Source organism: Nonomuraea sediminis (assembly GCF_018531495.1).
Taxonomy (GTDB): domain Bacteria; phylum Actinomycetota; class Actinomycetes; order Streptosporangiales; family Streptosporangiaceae; genus Nonomuraea; species Nonomuraea sediminis.
The window spans coordinates 18,415-30,869 of the sequence record NZ_JAHDTI010000024.1 but is presented as its reverse complement, the minus strand read 5'-3'; the positions used below and the strand labels follow the sequence as shown (position 1 = coordinate 30,869).

The following is a 12,455-nucleotide window of genomic DNA, read 5'->3' as shown; positions in this document are numbered from 1 at the left end:
GGTCCCTTCAGACAAGAGCGTGCTCGACCAGGCGGTCGTAGTAGGGGCGGTGGTGGTCGTAGTAGGAGCGCAGCCGCTCGTCGTTGTCGACGGTGGCCGTGTACTCCTTGGCCGGTGCGCTGAATCCCGAGCTGCTGATCGCGTCCAGGTGCCAGCGCCGGGTCCTGTGCCATTCGGTGCGGTCCTCGGGCACCCACTCCAGCGCGTCCGGCAGGTACGGCAGGCCCACGGCCTCGCAGTAGGCGGCGACCGTCTCGGCAGGCCGGGCCAGCAGGCTCTCGGCCCGGATGACGACGGGACGGTCTCCGGTCACCTGCCAGGCCAGCTCGAACAGGTCGGACTGGTGCTCGTAGCCGATCTCGTGGCAGGCGACCTCGGGCTTGATCAGGTAGTGCGAGGCGATGGCCTTGGCCGGGTCGCGGACGATGAAGGTGTGCCGGAACCCGGCGATCTCCTCGGGGTGGTCGAACAGGTACTGGTGGCGGTATTCGAGGGTGTCCTTGAAGAACACCGGGCGGTCCGCCCCCAGCTTGGCGAGGTGCGCGAGCACCTCTGACGGGCTGTGCAGCGTGACGGCGTCGCCGTCGAGCCCCGGGATCTGCACCTCGTTCCAGTCGGTGAGCGTGACCAGTGGCTCGTGGACCACGGTGACGTCACCGCGTTCGATCATCATCCGCAGGAAGGCGGTGGAGACCGCCCGCGGATGCGCCCACATCGCGATCACGGTCACATCGACCACCAGGTCGGCTCGCGGTCCCAGCGGTGCGCCCGCAGTTCCTGGAGCAGCTGGGGGTCGAGCGGCGTCCCGTCCGAGACCGCCACGTTGGCCCGCACGTGCTCCGGCCTGCGCATGCCGGGGATGACGGTGCTGACCGCCGGGTGGTGCAGGATGAACCGCAGCGCCAGCTCGGGCATGGTCATACCGTCGGGGACCACCTTGGCCAGCCGCTCCGCCCTGTCCACGGTCGGGCCGAGGTTCTCCGGCCCGAAGTAGGTGGCCCGCCAGTCCCCCTCGGGGAAGACGGTGTCGGCGGTGAGCTTGCCGGTGAGGCCGCCCTCGTCGAAGGGCACCCTGGCGATGATGGCGATGTCGTCGCGCAGGGCCCGTTCGAACAGCTCGTCCTCGGGCGCCTGGTCGAAGATGTTGTAGATGACCTGGATGACGTCCACGAGCCCGGTGTCGATGGCGCTCAGGCAGTTGGCCGGTTCCCAGCGGTTGACGCTCAGGCCGAACGCCTCGATCAGGCCCTCGTCCTTCAGCTCCGCGACCACCTGCTGCCACCGCTCGTCAGCGGTCCACCTGTCCTCCCAGACGTGGAACTGCAGCAGGTCGATACGGTCGACGCCGAGGTTCTCCAGGCTGAGCTGGACGTACTCCCTGACGTGGTCGGCGGGGAAGACGTCGTCGAGGGTGTCGGTCGGGCGGGGCGGCCACTCCCTGTTCTTGGGCGGGACCTTGGTGGCGATCTTCAGCCCGGCGCCCGGGTGGTCCTTGAGCAGGCGGCCGAGCAGTTGCTCGCTGACGCCTCTGCCGTACACCCAGGCCGTGTCGAAGAAGGTGCAGCCCAGCTCGACCGCCAGGTCCAGGCATCGGGGCGCGACGTCGTAGTCCCATCCGGTGAACCCGCCGGGACCACCGCCGATGCCCCACATTCCATAGCCGATCTCACTGACCTGCCAGCCAAGGCGGCCCATCTTCCGGTATTGCATGTCAATTTCCCTTCAGCGAAGTCTTCAGCGAAGTGAGGTAGGCATCGATCGCGGCGTCGAGCGGTCCCTCGTCGAGAGCGGAATCGCGGACGAACAGGGCAGGGTTGTCGACCAGCAGGTCCGTCAGGTCGGTGCCCGTCAGCATCGCGCGCAACGTGTGGAGCTCGGGGTCGCCTTCCAGGGCCGCCATGAACTCGGCGGCGGGCACCTCCCGCACCGGCAGCAGGCCGGCGAGGTCCACGCTTTCCTCGCGGAACACGTGGAAGGTGCCGGTCGGTCCGGTCAGGCCTGCCACCAGCCGGGCGGCCACCTCGTCCACCGGCGAGTAGTCGGTGAGCATCGGCGCGTCCGGGCGGATACCCAGCCGCTGGAAGGCCGTGAGCAGCAGGTGGGTGAGGGCACGCGGGTTGGGCACGCCGTTGTCGGCGGCCGGCATCACCTCGCCGAGCCGGTAGACGGTGATGGCCGCGCCCTGGTCCCTCGCCTCCCAGAGCATGCGCTCGGCCACCCACTTGGAGCGGCTGTAGCCGCTGCGCGGGGGGATGGCCTCGCTCGGGTCGAAGTCCTCGGGGAGGGGCCGGCCGACGGCCGCGGCGTGCCGGTCGAGCACACCCAGGGTGGAGACGTGGTGCAGCGGCTTGGCCGTGCCGTGCGAGGCGAAGCGCAGCACCTCATGCGTCCCCAGCACGTTGGCGGGGCGGTGGGCGCGGTAGTCGAACAGGAAGTTCACCAGGGCGCCGATGTGCATCACCGCGTCGCACCTGGCCGCCAGGGCCTCCCACTCCTGGATGTCCAGGCCGAACCAGGGCTTGGACAGGTCACCGGCCATCGCTTCAAGCCGCTCGCCGATCCCGGGATCCCATAACCGCTGGCCACCGAGCGCGTCTATCACCCGGCGCCGAGCGTGCTCGTGGTCCGCGGCCCTGGTCAGGCAGATCACCCGCAGGTCGGTGGCCGACAGCAGCTGGTGGACGACCCGGGCGCCGACGAATCCGGTGGCGCCGGTGACCAGGACGGTGCGCAGGGGCCCGGGGGCGGCGGCGTTGATCTCGATGTCCGCGGGCAGCCGGGAGTCGCGGTCCATCAGCTCGGCCTCGTCCTCGTCGAGCTCGTCGAGCGCCGCGGACCCGGCCTGCTCCGCCCTGTCGCGCACCCGTCCGGCGAGCGCGGCCGGGGTCCTGAGCTCGTAGAGGTCCTGCACACCCACCCGCACGTCCACGACCCCGCGCAGCCCGAGCACCGCGGTCAGCGCGGTCAGCGAATCGCCTCCGCTGGCCAGGAAGTCGTCATGGACGCCGAAGTCGGCCAGGCCGAGCACGCTCCGCAGGACTTCGGCGATCCGTTCGTCGACGGCCCCACCCGCCGTCGGCAGCGTGCCGCTGTCGAGCTGCTCTTCCACCAGCGTCTGGATCGCGCGGAGGTCGACCTTGCCGTTGTCGTTGAGCGGCAGGTCCGGCAGTACGACACAGTGGTGCGGCATGCTGGTCCGCGGCAGCTGGGTGGCCAGGTGCTCGCGAAGCGCCGCCGGGGTCACCTCGGCGCTGGCCGCGGCGGCCAGGACGAGCCGGGTGCGGGTGCCCTGCCGTACGGCGACGGCCTTGGCCTGCCTGACTCCCGGATAGCCGGCCGCGGCCGCCTCGACCTCGCCCAGCTCGATGCGCACCCCGTCGACCTTGACCTGCCTGTCGGCCCTGCCGGAGAAGCGCAGCAGGTCCGCCTCGTCGTACCAGCCCAGGTCGCCCGTCAGATACAGCTTGTCGCCGGGGATCTCGGCGAACGGGTTGTCGACGAACACCGTGTCGGTCCGCTTGCGATCCCCCAGGTAGCCGATGCCCAGGCAGGCGCCGCCGATGACGATCTCACCGATCTCGCCGGGTGGCAGCAGGCCCAGTTCCTTGTCGACCACGATCGCGTAGCAGTTGTCGATGGGCCGCCCGAGCGGGATGTGGTCGCCGTCGGCGAAGTCGATGGGGTGGAAGACCATGCCGATCGAGGCCTCCGACGGGCCGTACCCGTTGGAGACCCGCAGACCGGGGATGAGGGTCCTGAGCCGGTGTACGGCATGCGGGCCGACTTCCTCACCGCCCACGACCAGGTGCCGCAGCGAGGTGACCTTGGCCACGGCCTCGGGCTCGCTGTCCAGCAGGGCCACCATCATGGCGAGGGTGGCGGGCACGAAGTCGGTGATGGTCACCCGGTGCTCGGCGATGGTGGCGACCGTGCGCTCCAGGTCCAGGAACTCGCCCTGTTCGGGGACGACGGCGTGTCCGCCGGTGGTCAGCGGCCACAGCAGCTGCCAGATGGCCGAGTCGAAGGTGTGCCTGCTGTTCTGCAGCACCACCTCTTCCCCGTCGGCGTGGAAGTAGCGCGACATGAACCTGAACCGGTTGGTCAGACCGCGGTGGATGTTGAGCGCGCACTTGGGGGTCCCGGTCGTGCCGGAAGTGAAGACCCCGTAGGCCACCTCGTCCGGTCCGGGCTCGATCGCCACGCGGTGGGGCGAGGGCGTCACGCGGTCCGCCGCGACGGGGTGGTGGCCGTCGCCGAGGACCAGCCGGGGGGAGATCACGGCCAGCGCGGCCCGCGTCCGCTCGGCGGGCCAGGCCGGGTCGCAGGGCACGAAAGCGGCGCCGAGCTTGAGCAGCGCCAGCATGGACAGCGGCAGTTCCAGGCTGTTGACCAGCAGCAGCGGGATGACGTCGCCGCGCAGGACACCGGCCTCGGCGAGCTCCGCGGCCAGACCGTTGGCCAGGTCGTCCAGCTCGCGGTAGCTGAGTGTGGTCGCTCGATAGGACAGGGCCGGACGGTCGGGAGTGCGATCGACCTGCTCCTCGAAGAGCCTCGTCACGGGGCGGTAGCGGCCGTGGTCGACCTGGTTGCCCGCCAGGCCGTTGAGCACCCGGGTGCGGGTGATTTTGTCCAGATTCGGAAGGGTCCACATGATTTCCGACATGCTTGTCCGATCTCTTGGCCCCATGGGGTTAGTGGGGCGACTTCGGCACCGGCTTTACCGGTGCCCGCTGGATCAGGAGGTCCTGACGGGTGATGCGGGGACGAGCGCCGGAACGCAGGCCGCGAGTTCCCGCGGCGGCGCGCCGGTGACCAGCGCGGACAGCAGCTGTCCGGCCGCCGGGGCGACCTGGATGCCGTATCCGCTGAGAGCGGCGAGCCAGAAGAAACCCGGGTCGTCGGGCGCCTCGCCGATTACGGGCACGTCATGGGCGACCGAGCTGCGCAGCCCGGCCCAGCGATGGGTGACACGTGTCACCTTGATGGTGGTTGCTTCCTCGAATCTGGCGATGGCGAGCGCGACGTCCAGGTCGTCGGGGCGGGGGTCGCCTGGGGGCATCGGCGTGGCGTCTGCGGGTGAGAGCAGCAGCCCGCCCGACTCCGGCTTGGCGTAGAAGGTCCCGGCCACGTCGGTGACCATCGGCCACGACGCCACCGCCGCCGCGTCGTGGCCGGCCGGCGCGGGAACCAGCGCTGCCGTACGGCGCAGCGACCGCAGACCGATCGGGGCGACCCCGGCCAGGTCCGCGACCTCGTCGGCCCACGCCCCGGCGGCGTTCACCACGTAGGGAGCGGTGAAGTCGTCGGCGGCCGTCTCGACACGCCAGCCACCAGGAACCCGCTCGATCGCCCGCACGTGCGCACCGGTCACGACCCGGCCGCCGCGCCGCCGGATCCCGGCCAGGAATCCCTGGTGGGCCGCCGCCACGTCCAGGTCGCAGGCCCGCGGCCTGAGCAGCGCCCGGTCGTGGTAGCCCGGCCGCAGCACCGGGCACATCGCCTGCGACTCGGCCGTGCTCACCTCGACGGCGCCCTCGGCCAGCGCCTGGTCGAACTCCTCGTCCGCCCCGGGTGGCACCAGCACGAGCGCGCCACGCGGGCTCAGCAGGGGGGCGTCCCCGAATCCCGGGGGCGGGGTCTCGTAGAAGTCCCGGCTGGCCGCGGTCAGCGCGCGTACCTCTGGGCCTCCGTAGTACTCGGAGAACCAGGCGGCGGAGCGTCCCGTCGCGTGGATCCCCGGGATCGGCTCGCCTTCGAGCACGGTGACCCGGCCGTGCTGGGCGAGGAAGTAGCCGGCGGACGCCCCGGCGATGCCACCCCCGATGACGACGAACTCGTTCATGATCTCCCACGCGGTAAGGTCAGGGCCGCGACGAGCAGCGCGAGCAGCACGATTCCCGCCGCGACGGCGAACCCGCGCCCCGCTCCCACGGCCAGCGCGTGGTCGGCGAGCGAGCGGCTGGCCGGTTTGGGACCCGTGATCGCGGACGCCGCCGCCCAGGCCACGGTGCCCAGGACCGCCAGGCCGGTTGCGCCGCCGACCTGTCTGGCCGCGCTGAAGACCCCCGAGGCGGTGCCCGAGTCCTCGGCCGGCACCCGCGACATGGCCGAGAGGGTGAGCGGCACCCCCGTGAGCCCGAGCCCCGCATAGGTGAGGACCGTGGGGACGAGCATCCCGGTGAGGTAGCCGCTGGAGTCACCGATCTGCGACAGCCAGGCCATGCCGGCCGCCGCGCTCAGCAGGCCGCCGATCACCAGGTTCCGCGCCCCCGTCTTGGCGACCAGCCGTGAGCTGAGCCGCGCGCCGTACACCAGCAGGGCGGTCAGTGGCACGTAGACCACCGCGGTCTGCAGCGGGGTGTAGTCCCAGACCTGCTGCAGGAAGAGCGTGAGGAAGAAGAAGATGCCGAACATGGCGGTGCTGGTGAGGATCTGCACGATGTAGGTGCCGGCCCTGACCCGATCGACGAAGATCCTTAAGGGGACCAGCGCGTGCGGGTTGCGCCGCTCGATCGCCACGAAGGCGGCGATCAGCAGCACCGCCGCCCCCAGCGTGACCAGCACGTCGGTGTCGGCCCAGTGGGTGGTGCCCGTCTGGTCGGTGGCCGCGTTGATCAGGCCGTACACCAGCAGGGTGACCCCGGCGGTGCCGGTGAGGGCGCCCGCCAGGTCGAACCGGCCGCGCACCCGCTCGGTCTCGGTCAGCACCCGCATCGCGGCGATGACGATGAACACCCCGAAGGGGACGTTCACGAACATCACCCAGCGCCACGACAGGGATGTGGCGATCAAGCCGCCCGCGAGCAGCCCCACCCCGCCACCCGCCGTGGCCACCGCCGAGTAGATCCCGACCGCGCGATCCCGCTCGGGCCCCTCAGGGAACGTGGTCGCGATCAGTGACAGCGCCGCGGGCGAGGCCGCCGCGGCCCCCGCTCCCTGTACGGCACGGCAGACCAGCAGCCACCAGGGCGTGGTCGCCAGCCCGCCGAGCAGGGACGCGACGGTGAACAGGGCGAGACCGGCGACGAACATCCGCCTGCGGCCCAGGATGTCACCGGCGCGCCCGCCCAGCAGCAGGAGTCCGCCGAAGGCGAGCGAGTAGCCGGTGACCACCCACTCCAGGCCTGAGCCTGAGAACCCGAGGGACCCCTTGATGCTGGGCAGGGCCACGTTCACGACGGTCGCGTCCAGCAGGAACATGAGCTGGGCGATCGATATGGTCCACAGGGCGAGGGTGCGTGAGCGCCGTCCCTCCGCGAGGTCCTGGGTCATTATCGGGGCGAGGCAGCGATCTCGAGCCGCTCGCGCAGCGGCTGCCGCAGGACCTTGCCCAGTGAGTTCTTGGGCAGTTGCCAGACGAACTGGAGGCGGTCGGGCCACAGCACCTTGGCCATCTTCTCGGCGGCCAGGTGCTCGCGTAGGTCCTCCAGGCTGGCCGGCGGGCCGTCGGACACCACCACGGCGCAGACCAGGTCGGCACCGGGCACGGCAGGGTCCGGATAGCCGACCAGGACGACCTCGGAGACCGCCGGGTGGCGCAGCAGGACCGCCTCGACCTCCAGCGTGGAGACCTTCTGGCCGCTGGCCCTGGTGATGAGGTCGACCCTGCGCCCGGTGATCCGGATGCCGCCGCGGCCGTCCTCCCTGGCCAGGTCGCCCGTGTCGAACCAGCCCTCGGCGTCCAGGCAGTTCTCGTACAGCTCGCGCTGGCCCAGGTAGCCCAGGCACTGGGAGGCGCCGCGGACCAGGAGCTTGCCCGCCCCTTCCTCGGCCTCGGCGTCGGGGACGACCTTGATCTCCATCCACGGCATGGAACGCCCGTCGCTGTGCGCGGCCCAGCCCTCGGGGTCGTCCGGCCTGGTGACGGTGACGCCGCCGTTCTCGGTCATGCCCCACAGGGCGTGCAGCGGGATGTCGAACACCTCGCGGACGTCGCTGATCAGCTGCGGCTGGATCGGCGCCGAGCCCGACACGATCCGGTTGAGGCTGGCGGCGTCCCGCGGGTTCTTGCGCTGGCCGGCCAGGAGTTTCACCAGGTAGCCAGGCGCGCAGTAGGCCCAGCTGATCCGGTGGGCGGCGATCAGGTCGAGCAGCAGCTCCATGTCGGTGTTGGTGTCCTGCATCACGCAGGTGCCGCCCAGGTGCAGCGGCATGTAGACCGCGTAGCTCATCCCCGCCATGTGGGTCAGGTAGTTGGGGATCGAGATGACGTCGTCCTCGGTCAGCCCGTACGGCTCGGACACCGCCCTGACCGCCGCGTAGACGGTGTTCTGGCTGTGCACGACGGCCTTCATCGTGCCCGTGGTGCCCGAGGTGTACAGCAGCAGCGCCGGGTCGTCGGGGCCGAGCGGCACCACGTCGCCGGGGTCGCCGGGGTCGCGGTCGGCGCGGACGAAGAACTCTTCGAAGTCGATGGCGCCGGTGGCCGCGGCGTCGCCCACCACGACTCGGTGCTCAAGGGTCTCCGGTGCGGCCTCCACCAGGCGGCCCGCGTAGTCGACGCCGTCGAAGGAGTCGATGGTCACGGCGACCTTGGCGGAGCTGGCCCGCAGGACGTGGGCGAGTTCGCGCCCGCCGAGCACCGGGATGACCGGCGAGCTCACCGCTCCGATCCGGTTGCAGGCGAGGTAGAGCGGGGTGAGCATCCACAGGTTCGGCAGATAGAGCACGACCACGTCACCGGGCCCGACACCGAGTTCGCGCAGTGCTCCCGCGAAGCGCGCAACGGTGTCCGCCAGCTCGGCGTAGGTCAGGGTCTTGGCCGGTTCCCCACCCTCATAACTGATGATCGCCGGATGGTTCGGACGCCGCTCCGCGGCACCGGCGAGATCATCGAGAAACGTGGACTCCCGCCACCAGCCAGCCGCGCGGTAACGGGCTGCGGTTTGCGGGTCAGGGGTCGCCAAAGTCTCCCAGATGGGCATTTTGCACGGCTCTTCCGGTCTAGATCATTGGACGACCGAAACTTAGTCCTAAACCCGGCCAAGAAGACATCTCTTGACATTTCCGTTATGTGCAGTCAGTGACTGCCTGAATAACCCGGTTTGACATGTAACGGCCGGGGGTCCACGCTCGTCGATCACACACCTGTCACGGACTGCTCGGGGAAGGGTCATCGTGAAGATCGGCGTGCTCGGCTGGGACTACGGGGAGATGGATCCAGACGCTCCCGCCCTGGTGGAGACCGGCAAGGAGCGAGGGCACGAGATGTCCCTGTTCACTCTGGAAGAGCTCGCCTTCACCCCGGGAACAACGGGTGGCCTGAACGTCACGGCGGGTGATCAGCCGGCCGAATCCTTCGACGCCATCATCTCCAGGGCCAAGCTTTATGGCGAGGACTGGCAGGACCGCGTGGAGCGGTTGACCGTACTGAGTAATGTCCCTGGCCTGCGCATGTTCGACCCTGCTGACGTGTGGGTACGCGGATACAGCAAATTCCTCACCGCGCAGAAACTGGCCGAGGCCGGCCTGCCGACCCCGCCTGTCCGCTCGGCCGACACCACCGCCGATATCGAAAAAGCATGCGAGGAATGGGGCGACATCATCGTCAAACCATCCTTCGGCTACCGCGGCGTCGACGTCGAGCGCATCACCGATTTCCGCACGCAGACGGACGTGGCCGACGACCTGCTCGCCAGGTACGGCAGGCTCGTGTGCCAGCCGTTCTACCCGACCCAGTACGGCGAATACCGCATCACCGTCGCCGGTGAGGTCGCGCCCATCAACATGCTGAAGTTGCCCGCCGCCGGGTCGTGGCGATGCAAGACCCTGGAGGGGGCGAGCTTCGAGTCCTTCGACGCGCCGCCCGAGCTCATGGAGCTGGCGCTGCGGGCGAGCAGGGTCATGGGGATCACGCTGGCGGGCCTCGACGTCCTGCCGACAGCGGACGGCTACATGATCCTCGAGGTCAACCCGATCCCGGGCTTCCTCAACATCTTCGGCGCCGAGCGGCACAAGCAGACGCTCAACGGCGTCTTCGACTGGGTGGAGAAGCAGGTCTCCCAGTCGTAAACCTGCGTCAACCTGCTTCGGCGGCTGAAAGCCCCCGGACGGAACGTGCCGCCGGGGGCTTTCCCGCGTGTCAGCCGAGGCGGGCGATCGACTTGTGTTCCACGTACGCCTCCAGGCCCTCGCGGCCGAGGCCGCTGGCCTTGAAACCGCCGAACGGGGCGTTGAGCTCGCTGTCGTTGGCGATGCGGATCGCCTCCTCCTCGTCGTCGAACGGGATCACGCCGATGACCGGGCCGAAGATCTCCTCGCGGGCGATGCGCATGGAGTCGTCCATCCCGACGAAGACCGTCGGCTCTACGTACCATCCGGTCGGCTGGTCGCCCCGGCCTCCGCCGTACGCCAGCTTGGCGCCCTCCTCCAGGCCCAGCTTGATGTAGGACTCGACGTGGTCGCGCTGCTGACTGGTGGCCAGCGGGCCGATCCAGGTCTCCGGGTCGTTGGGGTCGCAGCAAGGCAAGGTCGGCGGCCGACGCCCCGTGGTCGACGATGACAAGCGCGCCGCGATCCTCGACCGCCGCCGGCGCGGGGAATCCATCCGCGTCATCGCCGCCGGGGTGAAGGTCTCCGTCGGTGTCGTCCACAAGACCCTCGCAGCCGCTGCCGAGGGCAAACCCCACTGACCAGCCCCCGACTCCCTGAGGGGTGAGCTGGATCAAGACCGGGTCTTGGGGCGCGTTGCGTCAGTTCCCGTACTGCTTGGTGTCCGGGTGCTCGATCAGCAGGACCTGAGCGGTCTTGTCGGCAACGGGACGGTGCCGCATTCCCCTGGGAACGACGAACAGTTCGCCCGCATTCAGCACCACCGGGTCTTGCCCCTCCGATTGGATCTCAAAGCTGCCGTCCCAGCACAAGAACAACTCGTTCTCATCGTGGTAATGCCAGGGGAACTTGCCCTCCAAAGCGGCCGTCGGCGGTGACCCGGTCGGTGAAGGCTGCCGGGGCCCGCTTCAGCTCCTCGGTGGGCGTGTCGACGTCCTTCATCATCGACTCCCTCCGGCCGCTGGCGGAATGTTGTGGTTGAAGCGGAACATGTTGCCGGGGTCGTGGGCCGTCTTGACGGCGACCAGTCGCTCGTACGCCTCCGGTGTGAACGCCTGGCGCACGTCCTCCGGGTCGGTGTGGGCGACGCCTGCCATGAAGTTGAGCGTGCGCATCCCGCTGTTCCATGGGGTGAGGTTCTGGATGACCCGGTCGTGCCCGGCGTATACGGCCTCGTCCTTGCCGATGCCGAGGACACCGGCGGAGTACAGCTGGAACTGGGCGGTGGTGTGCGCGACCGCGTTCGGTAGGCGCGGCGGCCGGGCGAGGGCGCCGCCGAGATGACGGATCTCGATGCTGACCGTGCTGTTCGATCCGGGGCCCACCAGCGCCAGGATCGCCTCGACGGCGTCATGGTCGAGGTGGGTGAGCTGGAAGGTGTTGATGTGGTACGAGCCGGGCGTCGGCGGATCGTTGTGGATGGTGCCGACCTCGGTGTACGGGATGTCGGTGACCGTGTCGACCAGCGGCGTGGCGATCTCGCGCAGCGGCTTGACGAGCCGGGCACCGTCCTGCGGCGAGCCGAGGTAGCTCAGGCGCAGGTGCATGGCGAAACGCCCGCGCAACTCCTCGGGGACCTCGGGCACATCGGGCCAGGGCATCATGAAGAAGGAGGAGCTGAGCTCGTCGGGCACCTCGGTGACCCATGTGCGGTAGAAGTGCAGCACGCCACGGATCGACTCGGCCGGGAAGAACAGACCGCCGCCGTAGATCCGCGGCACCTCCACCAGTTCCGTCTCGAGTGAGGTGACCACGCCGAAGTTGCCCTTGCCGCCGCGCAGCGCCCAGAACAGGTCGGTGTTCTCCTCCTCCGAGGCGGTGCGCAGTTCGCCGTCGGCGGTGACGACCTCGATGAAGCGGACGTGGTCGGCGGCGTAACCGTAGCGGCGGGACAGGACGCCGATGCCGCCGCCCAACGTGTAGGAGACGGCGCCGACGAACGGCGCCGAGCCGTTCAGCGGGGCCAGGCCGTGTCGGGCGGCGGACTGGATGACCTCCCGCCACAGCACGCCCGCCTCCAGCCGCACGGCGCGGCGCTCGGGGTCGACCCGGTAGCCGTCCATGCGCCGCGTGGAGATGAGCAGGGCGCCGTCGGCGGGTAGCCCCACACCGTGGCCGGTGGCCTGTACGGCGACGCCCAGGCCGTGGTCGCGGGCGAAGCGCACCGCGGCCACCACGTCGTCGGCGCCCGCCGCGCCGACGATGACGGCCGGGTGGTGTACGACGGAGCGGTCGAAGCCCTCCGCCTCCTCGGCGTACCCCGGGTCGCCGGGGAGGAAGACCGGGCCCTTGACGCTGTCGGCGAGTCTCATCACCGCCCCGGCGGTCAGAGTGGGGCCACCCGTCGGCTGGATCTGCTCGATCACTGGCATGTCCTCACGTGTCGTCGTTCAGGTGGCGCGTCG

At 69.9% G+C, this 12,455-nt stretch carries 11 protein-coding genes; 2 read left to right on the top strand and 9 right to left on the bottom strand.

Annotation, left to right across the window (positions count from 1 at the left end; all coding sequences use genetic code 11):
• Nucleotides 1-7: 7 nt before the first annotated feature.
• The 6 genes from KIK09_RS54225 to KIK09_RS54200 all read right to left on the bottom strand — a co-directional run bounded on the left by KIK09_RS54225 (nt 8) and on the right by KIK09_RS54200 (nt 8,924).
• The gene (locus KIK09_RS54225) at nt 8-730 is read right to left on the bottom strand and encodes a sulfotransferase-like domain-containing protein (protein WP_214327475.1); all 723 of its coding nucleotides are present in this window, start codon (nt 728-730) and stop codon (nt 8-10) included.
• The gene (locus KIK09_RS54220; protein ID WP_214327474.1) at nt 727-1,710 is read right to left on the bottom strand and encodes an aldo/keto reductase; all 984 of its coding nucleotides are present in this window, start codon (nt 1,708-1,710) and stop codon (nt 727-729) included. Before KIK09_RS54220 ends, KIK09_RS54225 begins: the two co-directional genes overlap by 4 nt.
• Nucleotide 1,711: 1 nt before the next feature.
• A complete protein-coding gene (locus KIK09_RS54215; RefSeq protein WP_214327473.1) occupies nt 1,712-4,651 on the bottom strand; it encodes a non-ribosomal peptide synthetase in 2,940 nt (979 codons plus the stop codon).
• 84 nt (nt 4,652-4,735) lie between these two features.
• Entirely contained in the window at nt 4,736-5,842 is a 1,107-nt protein-coding gene (locus KIK09_RS54210) for an NAD(P)/FAD-dependent oxidoreductase (protein ID WP_214327472.1), read from the bottom strand.
• Nucleotides 5,839-7,272, bottom strand: a complete 1,434-nt coding sequence (locus tag KIK09_RS54205) for an MFS transporter (RefSeq protein ID WP_214327471.1) — start codon at nt 7,270-7,272, stop codon at nt 5,839-5,841. Before KIK09_RS54205 ends, KIK09_RS54210 begins: the two co-directional genes overlap by 4 nt.
• Nucleotides 7,272-8,924: an AMP-binding protein gene (locus KIK09_RS54200; RefSeq protein WP_214327470.1), complete on the bottom strand. Its 1,653-nt coding sequence runs from the start codon at nt 8,922-8,924 to the stop codon at nt 7,272-7,274. The genes KIK09_RS54205 and KIK09_RS54200 overlap by 1 nt, the downstream gene beginning before the upstream one ends.
• Nucleotides 8,925-9,117: 193 nt before the next feature.
• Between KIK09_RS54200 and KIK09_RS54195 the strand changes: the two genes are divergently transcribed.
• Nucleotides 9,118-10,011: an ATP-grasp domain-containing protein gene (locus KIK09_RS54195; RefSeq protein WP_214327469.1), complete on the top strand. Its 894-nt coding sequence runs from the start codon at nt 9,118-9,120 to the stop codon at nt 10,009-10,011.
• Between the two features lie 70 nt (nt 10,012-10,081).
• Here the strand turns inward: KIK09_RS54195 and KIK09_RS54190 are convergent, their stop codons facing one another.
• Nucleotides 10,082-10,468, bottom strand: a complete 387-nt coding sequence (locus tag KIK09_RS54190) for an aldehyde dehydrogenase family protein (protein WP_250575338.1) — start codon at nt 10,466-10,468, stop codon at nt 10,082-10,084.
• Nucleotides 10,469-10,487: 19 nt separating this feature from the next.
• Between KIK09_RS54190 and KIK09_RS54185 the strand changes: the two genes are divergently transcribed.
• Nucleotides 10,488-10,631 (top strand): hypothetical protein, encoded by a 144-nt coding sequence (locus KIK09_RS54185; protein WP_214327565.1) that lies wholly within the window; start codon nt 10,488-10,490, stop codon nt 10,629-10,631.
• A 60-nt stretch (nt 10,632-10,691) separates the two neighbouring features.
• Here KIK09_RS54185 and KIK09_RS54180 read toward each other — a convergent pair whose 3' ends face one another.
• Nucleotides 10,692-10,862, bottom strand: a complete 171-nt coding sequence (locus tag KIK09_RS54180; RefSeq protein WP_250575337.1) for a cupin domain-containing protein — start codon at nt 10,860-10,862, stop codon at nt 10,692-10,694.
• A 129-nt stretch (nt 10,863-10,991) separates the two neighbouring features.
• The gene (locus tag KIK09_RS54175) at nt 10,992-12,416 is read right to left on the bottom strand and encodes an FAD-binding oxidoreductase (RefSeq protein WP_214327466.1); all 1,425 of its coding nucleotides are present in this window, start codon (nt 12,414-12,416) and stop codon (nt 10,992-10,994) included.
• Between the last annotated feature and the right edge of the window lie 39 nt (nt 12,417-12,455).

Coding starts and splice junctions, on each gene's coding strand:
- KIK09_RS54220 (WP_214327474.1), bottom strand. CDS start 1,710: ATGCAATACCGGAAGATGGGCCGCCTTGGCTGGCAGGTCAGTGAGATC.
- KIK09_RS54205 (WP_214327471.1), bottom strand. CDS start 7,272: ATGACCCAGGACCTCGCGGAGGGACGGCGCTCACGCACCCTCGCCCTG.
- KIK09_RS54215 (WP_214327473.1), bottom strand. CDS start 4,651: ATGTGGACCCTTCCGAATCTGGACAAAATCACCCGCACCCGGGTGCTC.
- KIK09_RS54210 (WP_214327472.1), bottom strand. CDS start 5,842: ATGAACGAGTTCGTCGTCATCGGGGGTGGCATCGCCGGGGCGTCCGCC.
- KIK09_RS54200 (WP_214327470.1), bottom strand. CDS start 8,924: ATGCCCATCTGGGAGACTTTGGCGACCCCTGACCCGCAAACCGCAGCC.